The sequence below is a fragment of the Stenotrophomonas sp. HMSC10F07 genome (assembly GCF_001807895.1).
GTDB lineage: Bacteria > Pseudomonadota > Gammaproteobacteria > Xanthomonadales > Xanthomonadaceae > Stenotrophomonas > Stenotrophomonas sepilia.
The window spans coordinates 1-18940 of sequence record NZ_KV791425.1; the positions used below are offsets into that span (position 1 = coordinate 1).

20 protein-coding genes are annotated in these 18940 nt (G+C 68.1%); 12 read left to right on the top strand and 8 right to left on the bottom strand.

Going from position 1 to position 18940, the window contains the following annotated elements; genetic code table 11:
• From HMPREF3114_RS15080 to rnfB, 7 genes are all read left to right on the top strand, one after another.
• Positions 1-1786, top strand: a 1786-nt coding sequence (locus tag HMPREF3114_RS15080) for a DUF885 domain-containing protein (RefSeq protein WP_070489955.1), incomplete at its 5' end; no start/stop codon positions are given.
• 16 nt (positions 1787-1802) lie between these two features.
• The gene (locus HMPREF3114_RS15085) at positions 1803-2873 is read left to right on the top strand and encodes a serine hydrolase domain-containing protein (RefSeq protein ID WP_053498963.1); all 1071 of its coding nucleotides are present in this window, start codon (positions 1803-1805) and stop codon (positions 2871-2873) included.
• Entirely contained in the window at positions 2870-3274 is a 405-nt protein-coding gene (locus tag HMPREF3114_RS15090; RefSeq protein WP_053498965.1) for an SMU1112c/YaeR family gloxylase I-like metalloprotein, read from the top strand. The genes HMPREF3114_RS15085 and HMPREF3114_RS15090 overlap by 4 nt, the downstream gene beginning before the upstream one ends.
• Positions 3275-3736: 462 nt before the next feature.
• Positions 3737-4180 (top strand): DUF2147 domain-containing protein, encoded by a 444-nt coding sequence (locus HMPREF3114_RS15095; RefSeq protein ID WP_049415741.1) that lies wholly within the window; start codon positions 3737-3739, stop codon positions 4178-4180.
• A gap of 99 nt (positions 4181-4279) precedes the next feature.
• Positions 4280-6346 carry a methionine--tRNA ligase gene (gene metG / locus HMPREF3114_RS15100; RefSeq protein ID WP_053499418.1) on the top strand — a complete coding sequence of 689 codons (2067 nt, stop codon included), beginning with the start codon at positions 4280-4282 and terminating at the stop codon, positions 6344-6346.
• A 78-nt stretch (positions 6347-6424) separates the two neighbouring features.
• Complete coding sequence (locus HMPREF3114_RS15105) at positions 6425-7015, top strand: HAD family hydrolase (protein ID WP_053499416.1); 591 nt, start codon at positions 6425-6427, stop codon at positions 7013-7015.
• A gap of 24 nt (positions 7016-7039) precedes the next feature.
• Entirely contained in the window at positions 7040-7453 is a 414-nt protein-coding gene (rnfB, locus tag HMPREF3114_RS15110) for an Rnf electron transport complex subunit RnfB (protein ID WP_005418154.1), read from the top strand.
• 50 nt (positions 7454-7503) lie between these two features.
• Here the strand turns inward: rnfB and HMPREF3114_RS15115 are convergent, their stop codons facing one another.
• Complete coding sequence (locus HMPREF3114_RS15115; RefSeq protein ID WP_005418155.1) at positions 7504-7851, bottom strand: RidA family protein; 348 nt, start codon at positions 7849-7851, stop codon at positions 7504-7506.
• A 193-nt stretch (positions 7852-8044) separates the two neighbouring features.
• Between HMPREF3114_RS15115 and mprF the strand changes: the two genes are divergently transcribed.
• Positions 8045-10609 (top strand): bifunctional lysylphosphatidylglycerol flippase/synthetase MprF, encoded by a 2565-nt coding sequence (mprF, locus tag HMPREF3114_RS15120; protein WP_053499414.1) that lies wholly within the window; start codon positions 8045-8047, stop codon positions 10607-10609.
• Between the two features lie 82 nt (positions 10610-10691).
• Here the strand turns inward: mprF and HMPREF3114_RS15125 are convergent, their stop codons facing one another.
• The 4 genes from HMPREF3114_RS15125 to HMPREF3114_RS15140 all read right to left on the bottom strand — a co-directional run bounded on the left by HMPREF3114_RS15125 (position 10692) and on the right by HMPREF3114_RS15140 (position 13556).
• On the bottom strand, positions 10692-12038 hold the full coding sequence (locus HMPREF3114_RS15125; protein ID WP_053499412.1) for a virulence factor family protein: 1347 nt from the start codon (positions 12036-12038) through the stop codon (positions 10692-10694).
• A 78-nt stretch (positions 12039-12116) separates the two neighbouring features.
• Positions 12117-12734, bottom strand: coding sequence for a DUF998 domain-containing protein (locus tag HMPREF3114_RS15130; RefSeq protein ID WP_005418159.1), 618 nt, complete (start codon positions 12732-12734; stop codon positions 12117-12119).
• Positions 12731-12904 (bottom strand): oxidoreductase-like domain-containing protein, encoded by a 174-nt coding sequence (locus HMPREF3114_RS15135; protein ID WP_049415754.1) that lies wholly within the window; start codon positions 12902-12904, stop codon positions 12731-12733. The genes HMPREF3114_RS15130 and HMPREF3114_RS15135 overlap by 4 nt, the downstream gene beginning before the upstream one ends.
• A 49-nt stretch (positions 12905-12953) precedes the next feature.
• A complete protein-coding gene (locus HMPREF3114_RS15140; protein ID WP_005418163.1) occupies positions 12954-13556 on the bottom strand; it encodes an HD domain-containing protein in 603 nt (200 codons plus the stop codon).
• Positions 13557-13785: 229 nt separating this feature from the next.
• Between HMPREF3114_RS15140 and HMPREF3114_RS15145 the strand changes: the two genes are divergently transcribed.
• Positions 13786-14937 carry a transglutaminase-like domain-containing protein gene (locus tag HMPREF3114_RS15145; RefSeq protein WP_053499410.1) on the top strand — a complete coding sequence of 384 codons (1152 nt, stop codon included), beginning with the start codon at positions 13786-13788 and terminating at the stop codon, positions 14935-14937.
• Positions 14938-14944: 7 nt separating this feature from the next.
• On the opposite strand, the gene HMPREF3114_RS15150 is transcribed toward HMPREF3114_RS15145, so the two are convergent.
• On the bottom strand, positions 14945-15280 hold the full coding sequence (locus HMPREF3114_RS15150; RefSeq protein ID WP_010482882.1) for a zinc ribbon domain-containing protein YjdM: 336 nt from the start codon (positions 15278-15280) through the stop codon (positions 14945-14947).
• Between the two features lie 179 nt (positions 15281-15459).
• On the opposite strand from HMPREF3114_RS15150, the gene HMPREF3114_RS15155 reads away from it, so the two are divergent.
• The 3 genes from HMPREF3114_RS15155 (at position 15460) to HMPREF3114_RS15165 (ending at position 17538) form a co-directional block, all read left to right on the top strand.
• Positions 15460-16821 carry an Hsp70 family protein gene (locus HMPREF3114_RS15155; protein ID WP_053499408.1) on the top strand — a complete coding sequence of 454 codons (1362 nt, stop codon included), beginning with the start codon at positions 15460-15462 and terminating at the stop codon, positions 16819-16821.
• Positions 16822-17050: 229 nt separating this feature from the next.
• Entirely contained in the window at positions 17051-17344 is a 294-nt protein-coding gene (locus HMPREF3114_RS15160) for a YkgJ family cysteine cluster protein (RefSeq protein WP_080104338.1), read from the top strand.
• Positions 17345-17355: 11 nt separating this feature from the next.
• A complete protein-coding gene (locus HMPREF3114_RS15165) occupies positions 17356-17538 on the top strand; it encodes a hypothetical protein (protein WP_005410566.1) in 183 nt (60 codons plus the stop codon).
• Between the two features lie 49 nt (positions 17539-17587).
• Here HMPREF3114_RS15165 and HMPREF3114_RS15170 read toward each other — a convergent pair whose 3' ends face one another.
• Together HMPREF3114_RS15170 and HMPREF3114_RS15175 are read right to left on the bottom strand one after the other, a co-directional pair.
• On the bottom strand, positions 17588-18469 hold the full coding sequence (locus HMPREF3114_RS15170; protein ID WP_053499406.1) for a DUF4097 family beta strand repeat-containing protein: 882 nt from the start codon (positions 18467-18469) through the stop codon (positions 17588-17590).
• Between the two features lie 11 nt (positions 18470-18480).
• The coding region (locus HMPREF3114_RS15175) for a hypothetical protein (RefSeq protein WP_256337649.1) at positions 18481-18940 on the bottom strand (460 nt) is incomplete at its 5' end.

An 18940-nucleotide genomic window follows, 5' to 3' on the forward strand; every position in this document is an offset into this window, starting at 1 on the left:
CACTGCGCCGGCGCGTGGCAGCTCGGCGCGCCGCGCCGCGCCCCGCCCGGTCGCCCCGGCCCGGGCCGTACCCAAGCAGGTGCAGCTGGAGCGCCTGTACGACGAATACTGGGATGCCTCGATGCGGTTGAATCCGCTGCAGGCGACCTTCCAGGGCGAGGCCCGCTACAACGACCAGCTGCCCAACATCCTGTCCGCCGCCTGGCGCCAGCAGTCGCACGACTTCACCACGCAATGGCTGGGCAAGGTCGAGAAGCTCGGCAGTGACGGCCTGCAGGGCCAGGACCTGCTCAGCTACGAGATCTTCGTGCGCGACGCGCGCGCATCGCTGGCCGCCGAGCGCTACCCGAGCTGGATGATGCCGATCAGCCAGTACTACAACATCGGCAGCATCATGGCGATCCTCGGCTCCGGGGCGGGCGCGCAGCCATTCAACACCGTGCAGGACTACGACACCTGGTCACGCCGTTCGCTGGGCATTCCCGAGCTGTTCGACCAGGCCATCGACAACATGCGCCAGGGCATGAAGGCCGGCGTGGTGCAACCACGCGACCTGATGGAAAAAGTGCTGCCGCAGCTGGATGCGGTGATCAAGCCGACCGCCGAGGAGAGCATTTTCTGGTCGCCGATCCGCACCATGCCGAACACCATCCCGGCTGAGGACAAGGCGCGCATCAGCGCCGAATACAAGCGCATGATCGAGCTGCGCATCATGCCGGCCTACCGCGCCCTGCGCGGCTTCATCGCCACCGAATACCTGCCGGCCACACGCACCAGCAGCGGCCTGGGCGCATTGCCCGATGGCCAGGCCTGGTACGCCAACCTGATCGTGCAGACCACCGCCAGCGACCAGACTGCCGCACAACTGCATGCGCTGGGCGAACAGCGCGTGCAGGAACTGCAGGCGCAGATCGCCACGGTGATGAAGGATGCCAAGCTGCGCGGCTCTCCCACCAAGCTGCTGCGCAGCATGCGCAACGACCGCCAGTTCCAGTACGGCGACGCCAACACGCTGATCAACCGCTACCGCCAGGTGCAGCAGCAGGTCAGCGCACGCCTGCCGCAGGTGCTGGATACCTTGCCGAAGGCACCGCTGGAGGTCCGTGCGGTGGAGCCGGAGCGCGCACTGACCGCCGCCGCTGCCGCCTATCAGCCGTCGGCGGCCGGGCAACCGGGCGTGCTGTACATCAACACCCGCGACCTGCCCAGCCGCAAGCGCTGGAACGTGCCGGTGCAGTACCTGCATGAAGGGATCCCGGGCCACCACGTGCAGCTGGGCCTGCAGCAGGAGCTGGCCAAGCTGCCACGCTTCCGCCGCCTCGGTGGCGATCTCGCCTTCGTCGAAGGCTGGGGCCTGTACGCCGAAACGCTGGGCGAGGACCTGGGCATCTACACCGATCCCTACGACCGCATCGGCTACCTGTACTCGCGCCTGCTGCGCGCCGCCCGCGTGGTAGCCGATACCGGCGTGAACGCCCAGGGCTGGAGCAAGCAGCAGGCTGTCACCTACCTGCAGAAGACCGTGGACATGAGCAGCGACGACGCCAGTGCCGAAGTCGAGCGGATCATGGCCCAGCCCGGCCAGGCACTGTCGAACGTCGCCGGCCTGACCACCATCGTTGCCCTGCGCGACAAGGCCAAGGCGCGCCAGGGCGCCGCCTTCGACCTGCGCCGCTTCCACGCCGAACTGCTGAAGGACGGCTCGATGCCGCTGGACGTGCTTGACCGCAAGATGGAACGCTGGATGGTGCAGCCGGCCAGCACTACGCCCACGCCTTCACCTTGACCCCTTCGGAGCCGTCATGCGCCCTGCCGTCGCCCTGTTCGCCGTCGTGCTGGGCCTGCTGCCTTCAACGGGTATCGCCGCACCGGTGCTGAAACCACCGGATGCGGGCATCGACGGGCTGATGCAGGCCTACGACGGCCAGGTACCCGGCGCTGCAGTCCTGGTGCTGCACGACGGGCAAGCGGTGTTCCGCCGTGGCTACGGCCTGGCGGTGGTGGAGGACGGCACCGCCGTCACCCCGGCCAGCAACTTCCGGCTGGCCTCGGTCAGCAAGCAGTTCACCGCTGCGGCGGTGCTGCTGCTGGTGGAGGATGGCCGGCTTGGGCTGGATCAACCTGCCCGGCAGTGGCTGCCCGAACTGCCCCCGGCTGCCGCGGCCATCACGATCCGCCAGTTGCTCTCGCACACCGGCGGCCTGCTCGACTACGAAGACCTGATGGATCCGGCTGACACTCGGCAGGTGCATGACGCCGATGTGCTGACCCTGCTGTCGCGCCAGGACCGGCTGAACTTCGCGCCGGGCACGCAGTACCACTACAGCAACAGCGGCTATGCGCTGCTGGCACTGATCGTCGGCCGCGCCTCCGGCCTGGATTTCGCAGCCTTCCTGCAACAGCGCATCTTCCGCCCGCTAGGCATGGCCCACACCGTGGCCCATCAGGACGGCATCGATACCATCGCCGCACGCGCCTATGGCTACAGCTGGATCGATGGCCGCTGGCAGCGCACCGACCAGAGCGCCACCAGTGCCGTGCTCGGCGATGGCGGGATCTACTCCTCGCTGGACGACCTCGCCCGCTGGGATGCGGCGCTGTACGACGACCGCCTGCTGTCGAAGGCCTCGCGCCGCGCGATGTTCAGCCCGGCCACATCGACATCCGAACCGGATGTGCCGCACTACGGCTTCGGATGGCGCCTGAACGGCCCGGTGCAATGGCACAGTGGCGAAAGCATCGGCTTTCGAAATGTGATCGTGCGATACCCGGAAAAGCACTTGACCGTGATCGTGCTGACCAATCGCAACGATCCCGAACCGTACCCGCTGGCGCAGAAGATCGCCCAGCGCTGGCTGGACACCCTGCAATGAACACCGGTTCCGACGCCCTGCTGGGCATCCACCACGCGGCACTGATCTGCAGCGATTATGCGTGTTCAAAAGACTTCTACGTCCGTATCCTCGGCCTGCGCGTACTGGCCGAGAACCACCGCGCCGCGCGAGACTCCTGGAAGCTGGATCTGGCCCTGCCCGACGGCAGCCAGCTGGAACTGTTCTCGTTCCCCTCGCCACCGCCCCGCCCCAGCCGCCCGGAGGCCCAGGGCCTGCGCCACCTCGCGTTCCGGGTCGCTGCGCTGGAGCCGTTCATCGAACGCCTGGCCAGCCACGGCGTGGACTGCGAACCGATCCGCGTGGACGAATACACCGGCCGCCGCTTCACCTTCTTCGCCGACCCGGATGGCCTGCCGCTGGAGCTGTACGAAGTCGGTTGACGTTCCTGGGGGTCAGATCCCTTTTCCGACGGAAAAGGGGTCTGACCCCATCGCCGCCACCGGAAACGTCATCCACGCATGGCATGGATCTGTGTCGACCAAGGTCGACACCTACCCACAGCCGCAGAAATCTGTCAGAGGTGGGGCGGTGTGGGTGTGCAGGACCGTTGGCGCCATGGGTGGCGCCATCGAGCCCCCAGGGATGGGTTTACGGCGTGTCCTGCCCACCCACACCGCCCCGCCATCCCACGGAATCCCGCCGCTGCCGTTGCGGTTGCCGTTGCGGTTGCCGTTGCCGTTGCCGTTGCCGTTGCCGTTGCCGTTGAGGTTGCCGGCCAGCGGCCGGCACTACCGCAGGTGCAGGGCGCAACCCTGCAACGCCCCCCTTCCCCATACTCCGCCGAATGGGTATACAGTCGACCCATGCCGGCACCGTGCCGGAATGAACCCTGGGAGGGGACCATGCGCAAGACCTTCAAGACCCTGCTGCTGGCATTGCCGCTGTGCCTGGCCGCACTCTCGGCGCAGGCCGCCGACGGCGCCGCCGGCCGCTGGAAGACCATCGACGACAAGACCGGCAAGGTGAAGTCGATCGTCGAGATCACCCAGGCCCCCAACGGCACGCTGACCGGCAAGGTGGTCGACATCCTGCACTCGGACAAGGGCCCGAACCCGGTCTGTGACGGCTGTGAAGGCGCCAACAGGAACAAGCCGGTGAAGGGCATGACCATCCTCTGGAACCTGAAGGCCGACGGCGCCAACAAGTGGTCCGGCGGCACCATCCTCGACCCGGCCAACGGCAAGACCTACAAGTCGAAGATGGAACTGCAGCCCGGCGGCACCCGGCTGGACGTGTCCGGCTGCATCGCCTTCATCTGCCGCGCGCAGACCTGGCAGCGCGAATAAGCGCCCCGCACCTCCGTCAACCCGTGACCCGGCCCCGGCCGGGTCACGTCGTTGCGGGCATGCGATAATCTGCGGTTCCCCTCGGATCCACCCGCGACCATGACCCGTACCGCGCTCGTCACCACCGCCCTGCCCTACGCCAACGGCCCGCTGCACCTGGGCCACCTGGTCGGCTACATCCAGGCTGACATCTGGGTACGTGCGCGGCGAATGAGCGGCGGCAGGACCTGGTTCGTCTGCGCCGATGACACCCACGGCACACCGATCATGCTGGCCGCGGAAAAGGCCGGGGTCACCCCGGAAACCTTCATCGCCAACATCCAGGCCAGCCACGAACGTGACTTCGCCGCCTTCGGCGTGGCCTTCGACCACTACGACTCGACCAATTCGGCGGCCAACAAGGCGTTGACCGAGCAGTTCTACCTGAAGCTGGAAGCGGCCGGCCACATCAGCCGCCGTTCGGTCGCGCAGTTCTACGACCCGGCCAAGGGCATGTTCCTGCCCGACCGCTACGTCAAGGGCATCTGTCCGAACTGCGGCAGTCCCGATCAGTACGGCGACAACTGCGAAGTCTGCGGCGCGACCTACGCACCGACCGACCTGAAGGAACCGCGTTCGGTCATCTCCGGTGCCACGCCGGAAATGCGCGATTCGGAGCACTTCTTCTTCGAGGTGGGTCACTTCGATGCGTTCCTGCGCGAATGGCTGGCCGGCGATGTCGCCCTGCCGGGCGTGAAGGCCAAGCTGGGTGAATGGCTCAATGCCGAAGGTGGCCTGCGCGCGTGGGACATCTCGCGTGATGCGCCGTACTTCGGCTTCCAGATTCCCGGCCAGCCGGGCAAGTACTTCTATGTCTGGCTGGATGCACCGATCGGCTACCTGTCCAGCTTCCAGACCCTGTGCGGCAGGATCGGTGAGGACTTCGAAGCGCACCTGCGTGCCGGCACCGCCACCGAGCTGCACCACTTCATCGGCAAGGACATCGTCAACTTCCATGGCCTGTTCTGGCCGGCGGTACTGCACGGAACCGGCCACCGCGCGCCGACCCGCCTGCACGTCAACGGCTACCTGACCGTGGACGGCGCCAAGATGAGCAAGTCGCGCGGCACCTTCGTGATGGCCCGTACCTTCCTCGATGCCGGCCTGGAGCCGGAAGCGCTGCGCTACTACTACGCCGCCAAGTCCGGCGGTGGCGTCGACGATCTCGACCTGAACCTGGGCGACTTCATCGCCCGCGTCAACGCCGACCTGGTCGGCAAGTTCGTCAACCTGGCCAGCCGCTGCGCCGGCTTCATCAGCAAGCGCTTCGACGGCCAGCTGGCCGCGCAGCTGCCCGACGCGGCGCAGTACCAGCGCTTCGTCGATGGGCTGGCGCCGATCCGTGAAGCCTACGAGCGCAACGACCCGGCTGCGGCGATCCGCTTGACCATGACCCTGGCCGACGAAGCCAACCGCTACATCGACGACGTCAAGCCGTGGGTCATCGCCAAGCAGGAAGGCGCCGATGCGCAGCTGCAGGCCGTGTGCAGCCAGGGCCTGAACCTGTTCCGCGTGCTGGTCACCGCCCTGAAGCCGGTGCTGCCGGCCACCGCCGCGCAGGCCGAGGCCTTCCTGGCCGCGCCGGTGAACGACTGGACCGAGCTGGCGCAACCGCTGCTGGGACACCGCATCACCGAGTACACCCCGCTGTTCACCCGTATTGACCCGAAGAAGATTGACGCCATGATCGACGCCTCCAAGGACACCCTGCAGCCGGCGGCTGCCGCTGCCCCCGCTGCCAAGCCGGCCGCCCCGGCCCCGGCCAAGGACGAAGCAAAGAGCGCCGACGCGCCGGCCTACATCGGCATCGACGATTTCGCCAAGCTCGACCTGCGCATCGGCAAGGTGCTGGTCTGCGAGTTCGTGGAAGGTTCGGACAAGCTGCTGCGCTTCGAACTGGACGCCGGCGAGCTGGGCAAGCGCCAGATCTTCTCCGGCATCCGTGGCAGCTACGGCGAACCGGAGAAGCTGGTGGGCCGCAGCGTGGTGTTCATCGCCAACCTGGCCCCGCGCAAGATGCGCTTCGGCCTGAGCGAAGGCATGATCCTGTCGGCCGGCTTCGACGGTGGCGCACTGGCGCTGCTGGACGCCGACAGCGGCGCGCAGCCGGGCATGCCGGTTCGCTGATGCCTGCAGCGGGCGTGGTTACGGCCGCGCCCGCCGGCAGCTCCGGCCCCGGGAGGCAACGCGATGGGAAGCAACGCAATGGAACTGGCGCTGTTCGACTTCGACCACACCGTGACCACCTGCGATACCTATGGCCGCTTCCTGCGCCGCGTGGCCACCGCCGAACAGCTGGCACAGGCATGGTGGAAAGTCGGGCCGTGGCAGGCCGCGTACAGGTTGAAGCTGATCTCGGCCGAACGCATCCGTGCACGCGTCACCCGCCTGACCTTCAGTGACCGCCACAGCGATGACATCGCCACGCTGGCCGCAGGCTTCTCGCGCGAGTTCCTGCCCGACGTGGTGCGCCCGGAAATGCTGGAGCAGATCCGTTGGCACAAGGAACAGCAGCACACCGTCGTGATCGTGTCCGGCTCGCTGGACCTGTACCTGCGGCCGTGGTGCGAGCAGCTGGGCCTGCAGCTGATCTGCAACCGGCTGGAAAGCCAGGACGGCCGCCTGACCGGCCGTTACGCTGGTGGCGACTGCGGCCCGCGCAAGGTCGAGCACATCCGCCGCCAGTTCGATCTGTCGCGCTACGTGCGCATCCATGCCTACGGTGACAGTTCCGAAGACAAGCCGATGCTGGCGCTGGCCCACGAGCGCTGGTTCCGCGGCAAGCCCCTGAAATAACCCAACGCGCAGCCTTCGCCACGCATGAGCCTGATCCCGCCCCTGACCGAACGCCTCGACCGCCTGCTGCCGCAGACCCAATGCGGGCAATGCGGCTATGACGGCTGCCGCCCGTACGCGCAGGCAATGGCACGTGGCGAGGCCGGTGTGGACCGCTGCCCGCCGGGTGGCGACGCCGGTGCACGGGCGCTGGCACAGGTGCTCGGCGTACCGGCGATTCCGTTCGATCGTTCGCGCGGCGAGCACAAGGCGGCCCAGGTGGCGTTGATCGTCGAAGCCGACTGCATCGGCTGCACCAAGTGCATCCAGGCCTGCCCGGTGGACGCCATCGTCGGCGGCGCCAAATACATGCACACGGTCATTGCCGACCTGTGCACCGGCTGCGAGCTGTGCATCCCCCCGTGCCCGGTGGATTGCATCGAGCTGGTGCGCCTGTAACAGGGGTCAGATCCCTTTCCGCAGGAAAGGGATCTGACCCCATCCCGCAGTTACGGCACCGCTGCCGTCACCACGATCTCGACCTTCCACTCGGCGTGGGCGAGCTTGGCTTCGAAGGTTGCGCGGGCCGGGGTCGCGCCCTCGACCACCCACTCATCCCACGCCTTGTTCATGCCGTCGAAGTCGGCGATGTCGGCCAGGAACACTTCCGCACGCAGCACGTGCTGGCGATCACTGGCGACCAGCGCCAGCAGCTTGTCGATCTCCGCCAGCACCTGCCGGGTCTGGCCGGTGATGTCCTGGCTGGTGTCTTCCGGAATCTGGCCGGAGAGGTAGGCGACCTTGTTGTACACGGTCATTTCGGACATGCGCGGTCCGACGTCGTAACGCTCCATCATGGGCGTGGCTCCTGCGGGTGATCAGGCCCGCATTGTCCTCCAATCCGGTCAACGGTGGGTGCACGGGTCCCCCGCGCGACGCGTCACTACCGGGCTCCGACACATCTGCTGGTCAAATGGCGGCGACAGGCGCACGATGCGCCACGCCCCGCGTTGACACCGCACTCGCCCCTCCTGACGCACCCTTGCGCCGATGACCGCAGCCACCAACCCCGCCGCCGCTTCCTCCACCCCGGCATGGAAGCGGGTCCTCACCATTGCCGTTCCCCTGCTGATCCTCTCGCTGGCCCTGCATGGCCTGGCCAGTGAATTCGATGAGCACGGCTACCGCGCCATCCGCCAGGCGTTCCGCCAGCTCAGTGGCCTGCAGATCACGCTCACCGTGATGCTCGGCCTGGCCAGCTACGCCTGCCTGATCGGCTTCGATGCCATCGGCCTGCGCCGCAGCGGCATCCGCGTGCATCCGGCACGCATCGGCATTACCGCCTTCCTTGCGCATACGCTGGGCCAGACGGTGGGCTTTGCCGCGTTGACCGGTGGCGCAGTGCGCCTGCGTGGCTACCGCGGCGCCGGCCTGGACCTGGCGCAGATCGGCCAGGTGGTGCTGATGAGCACGCTCGGTTTCGTGTTCGGTGCGTGGCTGTTGATCAGCGTGGCGCTCTGCATGGAACCGGCGGCAACGGCGTTGGCATTGCCACTGAATCCCGATGCCGTGCGCATCGTCGGCATCGTCGCCCTGCTCGCCTATCTGGGTACCGTGCTGCTGGTCGGTCGCGATGGACGGCAGTTCAGCGTGTTCGGCCATGCGTTGTGGCTACCCGACCGCCGCACCATGCTCGGCGTCACCGTGCTCAGCGTGATCGAGCTGGTGCTGGCCAGCGCCGCGTTCTATGTGCTGCTGCCGGACTCGACGCCCACCGGCCTGCCCGGCTTCGTCGGCCTGTACCTCGTCGCGGTACTGGCCGGCCTGGTCTCGACCGTGCCGGCCGGCCTGGGCGTGTTCGAATGGAGCCTGTTGAAGCTGTTGCCCCAGGTGGCACCGGCGGCGGTGCTGGCGGCCGCGTTGATCTACCGCGTGACCTATTACGTACTACCGCTGGTGCTGGCCACGTTGCTCGCCCTTGCGCCCGCGCTGCGCCAGCCGCTGCAGGCCAGTGCCGGGGCAACCCGCGCCGGCTGGAACGCACTGCGCCCATGGTTGCCGCAGATCATCGCGCTGGCGGTGTTCAGCATCGGCGCCGCGCTGGTCATCGACGGCACGCTGCCCACGCCACGCCGGCACCTGGTGAATGCCTCGCTGCCGATCCTGGAAACCTCGCACCTGATCGGCAGCCTCAGTGGTGTCGCGCTGCTGCTGATCGGGCAGGGCCTGGCCCGTCGCAGCCACGCGGCGTGGATGCTGGCGATGGCGGTGTGCGTGGTCACCCCGCTGCCGCTGTGGCTGCGCGGTGGCCAACCGTTGATCGCCGTCTCGGCGGTGCTGGTGGCGATGGCGCTGTGGGCTGCGCGCCGCGAGTTCTACCGCCAGGGTGCGCTGCTGGATGAAGCCTGGTCGTGGCCGTGGCTGCGCAACCTGGGGCTGGTGCTGGTGGCGGTGACCTGGCTGCTGTTCTTCACCTACAGCCATGTCGAATACCAGAACGAGCTGTGGTGGCAGTTCGCGGTCTCCGGCAACGCACCGCGCGCGTTGCGCGCGTTGCTGGTGGTGGCCATCGCGCTGGTGATGTTCGGCCTGGCGCGGCTGCTGCACAGCACGCGTAGCCCGCTGCCCGCCGCCGATGAAGCGACGCTGCAATCGCTGGCGCCGGTCCTGGCCGGTGCCACCGACACCCAGGCCTGCCTGGTGCTGACCGCGGACAAGGCAGTGCTGCGCGATGAAGCGAAACTCGGCTTCGTGATGATGCAGCGCTATGGGGGTTCGCTGATCGCGATGGGCGACCCGGTCGGCCCGCCGGACGTCGCCCGCGCATTGATCTGGCGCTTCCGCGAGGAAGCCGACCGCCTCGGCCTGCGCCCCGTCTTCTACCAGGTCGGCGAGACTTACTGGCAGACCTATCTCGACCTTGGCCTGGGGCTGGTCAAGCTGGGCGAAGAAGCGATGGTGCCGCTGCATGATTTCGGCCTGGAAGGGCGCGAGCGCGCCGACCTGCGCCAGGCCTGGAACCGGGGCAAGCGGGGTGGCCTGTCCTTCCGCGTGGCGCCCGTGGAGGAAATTCCCAGCCTGCTGCCGCGCCTGCACGCGATCTCCAACGCATGGCTGGAAGACAAGGCCGGCGACGAAAAGGGCTTCTCGCTCGGCAGCTACGACCCGGATTACCTGGTGCGCTTCCCGGTGGCGCTGGTCGAGGCCGAAGGCCAGATCGTGGCCTTCGCCAACCTGTGGCAGGCACCGGCCGGCGCCGAGCTGTCGGTGGACCTGATGCGCCACGTCAGCGAAGCACCGAAGGGCACGATGGACTTCCTCTTCATCGAGCTGTTCCTGTGGGGCCGCGCACAGGGCTATGCACGTTTCTCGCTGGGCATGGCGCCGCTTTCCGGGCTGGCACAGCATCGTCTGGCTGGCCGCTGGAACCGGCTGGCCGGCCTGCTGGCGCGGCATGGCGAACGTTTCTACGGGTTCAGTGGCCTGCGCCGCTTCAAGTCGAAGTTCGATCCGCAGTGGCGGCCGCGCTATCTCGCCGCGCCCGGCGGCATGCACCTGCCGGCGGCGCTGCTGGACGCCACGCGCCTGATCTCTCTGGACCCGCGGCGCAACTGAGGACGCGATCCGCCGGGCATGGCCCGGCGCTACCGCGGCTCGTCCTGGTGGGTGCGAACCGTTGGTTCGCACGCTCTCCGGTTCACGCCCCGCCCTTGAGGATCACCTCGGCCAGCCGATCATAGTCACCGCCGAAATGGTGGTCGCCCGGCAGCTTCACCCGCTTCACGCCGTCATTGGCCGGCAGGTCCGGGCACAGTGCGTCCTCGTCCTTGTCGCCATATACGCACAGGGTTCTTTCCGCCGGCAGCCTGGCCACTTCCGGAGCGATCGGCAGGCCATCGCCGCCGCCGCCCAGCCAGTTGCTGACATGGAATTCGAAGTCGGCCTTCCTGCCTACCGACAGCAGCACGATGCGGTCCAGCGCCTCTCGGGTACCCGCGTCGAGCTGGTTGATGGTGGCCGGCAGCACGTCGGCACCCTGCGAGAAACCGATCAGCATCACCTTGTCGCGGTGCCACTGCTGGCGGTAGTGGTCGATGATCTTCTGCAGGTCAGCGGCGAAGCCCTTCGGCGTGCGCTCGCTCCAGAAGTAGCGCAACGAGTCGATGCCGACCACGGCCACGCCGTGCTCGTTGAGCGACGACGCCACGTCCTTGTCCAGGCCGGCCCAGCCACCATCGCCGGAAACGAATACCGCCAGCGTATCGCCGCTACCGGTCGCCGGTACTTCCACCACCGGCAGGCCTTTCAGCGCGGCCGGCGGCGGTGCCAGACTGACCCCGGCCTGCGCGCCGATCACCCGCGCCGCGGCCACCAGACCGGGTGAGGCATCACCGCGCGCGGTTCGCTTGAATTCGCGTGCCATGGCGACCTGCTGAACGAACCGACTGGCCTCGCCCACCTTGCAGCCGTGATCGCCAGCGGCACTCAACCACGGAAAATTCAGTTCGGCGGGCTGCAGCGTGTTGTGCTTCACACCATCGCCGCAGACCATGCGCTCATGGTTGTGGTCCGGGCAGAAGCCGGTGGTCAGCAGGCCGGCAAACACCTGGGTGTCGGCCTGCGCTGCGAGCGAATAGGCCATCTCGGCACCCTCGCCGTCACCGCCGACCAGCGGCAGGTGGTAGCCGGGCAGATGCAGGGACGCCTGCAGCCAGCGCGAGAAGTTCTCGACGTCACCGGCGCCGAACGAGCAGGTCGGATCACCCTCGCGCTTGAGCACCCCGCGCAGGTGCGCGATGTCCACAGCGGCAACGATGGCGCCGTCGGCACGCAGGGCTTCGATCGGCAGGCGGCTGGTGTCACCCCCTGGGGTGGGCGCGTGGAACCAGATCACCACCCGCTGCGGCGTGCCGGCCGGCATGTGCACCGGAATCTGCTCGAACCGCCCGTGGCTGAACTGCTGCACGTTGGCCGCCGCCATTGCCGGCAGCGTCGCCAGCGCCAGAACCACACCCATTGCCCTGCCCAGCCCTGCACGCTTCATATCGCATCCCCGATGGAATGCGCACACGATACGCCGCCACCGCGTGCACGGCACGTACCGGTGCAGGCCGTTGGCGATTCAGTCGGCCGTGGTACGCCGACTGCGCCGGTACAGTGCCAGCGCCAGGTACAGCAGCCAGCCTACGATCACCACGATCACGACCTTCTGGCCCAGCCCGCGCGGCGGACCGGCGCGCCACAACACGTGCAGCCACAACAGTACGAACGCCAGCCAGGCCCAGCCCCAGAGCAGGCTCGCGGCGGACTGCCAACCCGGTTCGCGGCGCAGGTACCAGGCCTGCAGCAGCATGCCGACGCTGGCACACAGGAACGCCGTGTTGGCCGCCAGCCCATGGATGAACGGTGCCAGCAGCGGCGTCGCTTCCGGCAGCCAGCTGTCACCGATGGCGACCGTGGCCAGGCCCAGTGCCGAGACCGTGAACAGCAGCGGCGCCGCCGCGCTGCGCCGCGGGCCGACGCTGCCCCGGTAGAGGCTGATGCCGAGCAGGGCGATCGCCAATGCCAGCAGGCAGTAGGCCGCGCGCAATGCCAACCCCCACGGCCCGTGCAGATAGAGGCTGAGCGTGGCCCGCACCCAGTCCAGATCGGTACGTGCGAACTGGGTCCACAGCGCGGTGGCCACAAACAGCAGCAGCGCCGCCAGCGCCAGCAGTGCCGCTGGGCGCGCGCGGCTCATGTGGACGCCTCCGGGTGCCGCGCCAGCCATTCGGCCAACGCCTTGCGATAGCGCTGCAGCTCGTCGGCATACAGGTCCAGCACACACAGCGGGCAACCGCTGCCGCAACATTCGTTCGGACCGGGCTCTTCCGGCGGCAGCGGACGGGGATCGGGATCAGGGACGGACACGGTTGGAAGCGGCAATCGGTGGAAACGGGCCCCAGTGTACCGGGCTGGTTCAGCGGCCCAGCTGCCGGCGCAGGTTGTCGCGCGCGGCAGAGTCGAGGCGCTGGTGGAAGAATTCGCTGAGGAAGATGCGCGGTGCACGCAGCAGGCCCTGCAGGAAACGGCGGCGGCCGGCGCGATACAGGAAGCCTGGCACCACGCCCTTGTACTCTTCGGCCACGCCGCGGTCATAGGCGCTGAACACCGGCTCCGGCGCGGCCAGGATCGCCATGTCGCAGTCCAGGAACAACGCGGCCTCGGCATCGACATCGTCCGGGGCGAGCTCGCCATGGCGGGCAGTCAGCAGGATCAGCTGCTCGACCCGGGCCGCGTCGACCATGGCAAGTTCCGGCGCCTGTGCGATCGCCTGCAGGGCCAGCTGCGCCGAACGCGCTTCGTTGTCCTTTCGCCCCGCCACATAGATCGCATCGTGGTAGAGCGCGGCCAGGTAGACCTCGGCCGGCTGCTGCCAGCCTGGACCGTCGGCAACCTCCTGGCAGTGCTGCAGCACCGCACGCACGTGGCCGAAGTGATGGTAGGCACGTGGTGGCGTTGCATAGCTGTCCTGCAGCGCCTGCCACTGCGCCGGAGCGAGCGTCAGCGGGGAGAAGTCCATGACCGGATCATCCCGCCTGCGCCGGTAGCGGGCAAGCCGGCCATTTTTTCACCACACCCTCACAACGCTCTCCGCACGGGGCCCCAACGCGGTTGTCCACAGCTTTGTCGAGCGCTGGTCCACACCGGCTGTGGATGAACGCGCGGACCGACCAGCGGTCACTGCAGGGGTGCGCGCACAGGTCTACACTCGCCTCAGGCGCGAGCGCCCGCCGCTGCCGGGAGCCGTCATGTACCGTCCTGCCGCCCGATCCGTTCTGCTCGCATTGGCCGCATTGGCGGCACCCTCCGCGATTGCACTGAACCCTGACGCGAGCGAAGCCCCTGCGGTCGCTGCCAGCACCACCGCGCCGACGATTCCAACACCGCAGCAGGTGTTCGCGATTCCACCGGCCATGCTCGATATGCTGCACACCCAGGTGACCCGTCGCAGCTATTCGCGCGAGCAGCGCCTGCAGGCGCTGGTGGAGATGATCTTCGACCGCCATGGCATGGACCTGCAGTACGACGCCGACGCGACCCTTACTGTCAGCGAGATCTGGCAGCAGCGACGCGCCAACTGCCTGGCCTTTACCCTGATGTTCGTCGCACTGGCACGCGAAGCCGGCATCCAGGCGCGCGTGCAGGAAGTTGGCCAGGTGGTGTCGTGGTACCAGGACCAGGCCCAGGGCCTGGTCTACAGCGTAGGCCACGTCAATGCCGGGGTCGGCTTTGCCGGCCGCTTCGCCACCGTCGATCTGGATCGCAATGTGCTGTACGACCGCCGCGGGCCGCTGCCGATCAGCCAGGCGCGGGCGTTGGCGCACTTCTACAACAATCGCGGTGCCGAACGCATGGCCAGCGGCGACCTGGCGGGCGCACGTACCTTCTTCGATACCGCGCTGGCGCAGGACGGCAGCTTCGCTGCCACCTGGAACAACCTGGGCGTGCTGGAAAACCGCACGGGCGATACCGCCGCTGCACGCCGGGCTCTGGAAAGGGCGCTGCGACTGGACGGCTGGCAGGATGCTGCACTCACCAACGCCAGCGCCCTCTACCGCAAGCTCGGCATGATTGCGCAGGCCCAGGCGCTGGAGCAGCGGTTGCAATCGGTGCAGCGCGAAGACCCGTTCGCGCAGTACATGCTCGGTGCCGAGGCCGAACGCGCCGGGCAACTGCAGCAGGCGATCCGCTATTACCGGCAGGCCGTGCGCCTGTACGACACCGCGCACCAGTTCCACTTCGGGCTGGCGCGGGTCTATTTCCTGGCGGGCCAGCTCAAGCACGCCGATCGTGAGCTGCTGCGTGCACAGGAACTGGGCGGGGCGGCGCAGCAGGCGCGCTACCAGGCCAAGCTGGACAGCCTGGCCCGCTGGCGCGCACAGCAGCAGGCCCGGCGCTGAAGGCCGGTCAGGCCTTCTTGAGGAAGCAGGTCTTCAGGACCAGGCCCTTGATCTTGTCCGAATTGCCTTCGATGTGCTCGGCATCGTCCTCGACCAGGCGGATGTTGCGGATCACAGTGCCCTGCTTGAGCGGGATCGAGGAGCCCTTCACCTTCAGGTCCTTGATCACGGTGACGGTGTCACCGGCCTGCAGGGTATTGCCGTTGCTGTCACGCACGACCAGGGTCGAACCGGCACTTTCCTCGGCGGTCCATTCGAAGCCGCAGTCGGCGCAGATCCACAGCGCGCCATCGGCGTAGGTGTTTTCCAGGGTGCACTGCGGGCAGGCAGGGGCAGAAGACATCAGCAAGTACCTCAAAGTGAATCAACAGCTGCCATTGTAACCGCCCGGCTCCCCCGGCAATTTCCGGGCAGTACGCCGCGACCTCCTTGACCCGGCCCGGAACAGGAAACCGCGGGACCTTGCAGTCAGCGGCGAACTGCAGCAGAGTGCGCGGCCCCTGATCGCCCCCGGAACTCCCCATGCGCCTCGGCATCGACTTCGGTACCAGCAACTCCGCCGCCGCCATCGTGCATGAAGGAAAACTGCTGCCGATCCGCTTCGGCGACGCCGAGCAGTTCCGTACCAGCGTGTACTTCCCCGGCGTGGTGCCCGACCCGGATGACTTCCAGCTCGATGACGGCCAGGAGCACCAGCTGCAGCAGATGATCGACAGCGCTGCGCGTGCGGCGCGCGCCGCCGGCCAGCAACGCACGCCGCAGGCGCTGCGCCGCGAAGCCCTGCGCGCGCTGCGCCGGGAATGGATGGAAGCCCGTGCCGGCAAGGAACGCAGTGCCAGCGACCTGCTGCAGAATGCGGTCTACGGTGACGAAGCGCTGGAAGCCTATTTCGAGGAACACGAAGGCAACCTGGTGCAGAGCCCGAAATCGATGCTCGGCTACAACCTGCACCCGCGCGCCAAGCAGACCATCACCGGCATCGCCGCGCACATCCTCGAACACATCCGCCTGGCCGCCAGCGCCCAGCTCGGCCAGCCGCTGCGAGCGGCCCTGCTTGGGCGTCCGGTGCAGTTCCGCAGCTCGATCGGTGCGGCCGGCAATGACCAGGCGCTGGACATCCTGCGCGAAGCCGCCAGCCAGGCCGGTTTCGACCAGATCGATTTCCTCGAGGAACCGGCCGCGGCGGCCATGCACTATCACGCCGAAAGCCGCGAACGGCACCAGGCCGTGATCGTCGACATCGGCGGCGGTACCACCGATATCGCCCACGCCGAAGTCGGCGGCGACGACGCCCCGCGCATCCACCGCGCCTGGGGCATCGCCCGCGGCGGTACCGACATCGACCTGGCGCTGAGCCTGTCCAGCTACATGCCGCTGTTCGGCCGCGGCATCACCCGCGTGCCCGCCCACCACTATGTGGAAGCGGCCACCGTGCAGGACATGACCCGCCAGCGCGACTTCCGCCAGCACAAGTATGACCATGTCGACAATCCGTGGGGCGCGCGCCTGCAGGCCCTGCAGGACACCGGCAATACCGCCCGCCTGTACCGCGACGTCGAGCGCGCCAAGATCGCCCTCAGCGCCGCCAGCGAACATCGCAGCACGCTGGACTACATCGCCCGCGACCTGCATGCCGACAGCAGCGCCGACGGCCTGGCCGCAGCCGCGCATGGTTATCTGGAGCAGCTCCGGGAGCTGCTGGCCCAGGTCCGCGGCGACATCGGCGGCGACCCGGACGCGGTGTTCCTGACCGGCGGCATGTCCCGCGCCGGGTATCTGCGCCAGGCCGTTGCGGAGGCCTTCCCGGGCGCCCGCATGGTCCACGGCGAGCCCTCGCTGGGCGTGGTCCAGGGCCTTGCTTTGGCGGCAGCAAGGCAGGATTAACAAAACGTTACGCGATCCAAGTTACTCTTGGTCGGCTATAACCCTGCTGCACCTTCCACCGGCCACGCCGGTGTGTGTCCACGGTGCAGCCTGGCCCGCCCTGCGGGCCTAGCGGCCATGCCTTCCTGGCTCGTTCATGGTCCGCGTACCACCGGAGCCGCCATCGAGACCCGCTTTGGGCACCCGCCAGGCCCCTGAGGCCTTACAACCTGACGCAGCACATGCACCCATCGACTGCCGCCGTTGTGACGCGGTCTGTTGCCGGCTGCCCGTGTTGCTGCAGCCCGGCGACCACGTGCCCGGCCAGTTCCTGTCACGCGACACCCACGGCCGTGCCGTGATGGCGCGCAACGAGGAAGGCTGGTGTGCGGCGATCGATCCCTATCACCTGCGCTGCACGATCTATTCGCAGCGCCCGGCGATCTGCCGCCAGTTCTCGATGGGCGGCAGTGACTGCCGCCGTGAGCGGCAGGACTACCTGCGCCAGGCCGATGCCTGGGCGCTTTCCTCCCCTTCCACCTGACAGGAGCAACCATGCCCCGCAAGGCAAAGACCCCCGCGAAGGCCAGCAACAGCATCCGCAGCGAACGCAAGGGCGCGGCCGCCAGCACCGTGGTCAGCAGCGATTCGATCGCTTCGGACCTGGCAGCGTTCCGCAAGGCCGGTGGCAAGATCGAAGTCCTCGGCACCACCTGGGCGCTGAAGAAAGCCAGCTGACCCCGTACCGACCGCGGCGGCGCTGCCGCCGCGGCCTGCCGGATCGCGCTCAGCGATCCAGGCTTACCCGAACACTGCCCGAATGCGACTGGATGCGGATATCACCGTCGCCGCTGCCCAGCCGCGTATCAAGATGGCTGCCCGGGCCGTAGCGCGGCCGCTCCACCTGGCCGGCATCGCTGTTGATCGACCCGCTGAAGCTGTTCACCGACAGCTGCGCCGAAACCGCGCGTGGCAGGCGCAGGTTGACCGACGCACTCACCGATTCGACATTGATCCGGCCCCCCGGCGCCAGCCCGGCCGCCGACAGATCGATGCTGCCCGATACGGTTTCCACCGCCAACCGCTGCACCCGCCCGGCATCGACCTCGACCCGGCCGGATACCGTCTGTGCACCGATGTCACCGGACACGCCGCCACCGGCTTCGATCCGGCCGCTGACCGTGTTCACATCCAGCTTCGGGGTCTGCAGGCGCGCGCTGACACCGCCACTGACCGTATTGAGCTTGCTGTCGCCGCTGCGACCGGAGGCGCTCAGGCTGCCGCTGACCGTGTCGGCCTGCAGGCGACGCACATCGATGCCGCTGATGTCCTGGTTGGCACTGACCGTGCTCAGCAGCAGCTCTACCGAGCGCGGCACGTTCAGCACCAGCGTTGCGCCGCCGTTGTTGCTGCGACGCGGATATTCGATCTCCCAGCGGACGCGGTTGGCACTCTTTTCCTGGCGCAGCTGCAGGCCATCACTGAGCGTACCAGTGAGCTGCACGTCGTTGCGGTCCCAGCCACGCACGGTCACCTTGCCGGCCACGTTGCTCAGTTCGATGCGGCCGCCGGCGGCCAGGTTGTGGCGTTCGTCGATCCGGGTGTCAGCCAGGGCCACCGCGGGCAGCAGCAACAGCGCGGCGCAGCAGGTCATCAGGGTTCGTGTCATCGGGGGTCTCCTCAGGTCGTCAGGCCGGACTCAGCGGCATAGGCCGCCTGCCGGGTCAGTTCCAGCCGCAGCGCATAGGTGCGCTTGAGCTGGCCAAGCAGGTGAGGCGCACGTGGGTCCTGCGCCAGCGCGGCCTGGATCTGTGCCGCGCTTTCATCCAGTTCGTGCAGCGCCGGCTGCCATTCCGGTGCCCGGCCTGCGGGCAGCGCGGCCACCGCCTGCCGGTACTGCTCGGTCATCGCCGCAGCCTGCAACTGCAGCGTGGACGGCACCGGTATATCCGGCTGCACATGCCGCCAAGGGGTCACGGCGTAGATCGCCAGGCTGGCAGCCAGGACAGCGCCGGCCGGCAACCACCAGCGGCGCCGCGAACGCGCTGGCAGCGCCACCACGTTGTCGGCCGGCACAGGCGCCGCCTGCGGCTCGCGCGGCGGCAGCTGCGCCGACAGGCGCGCCCAGCCATCGGCGGGG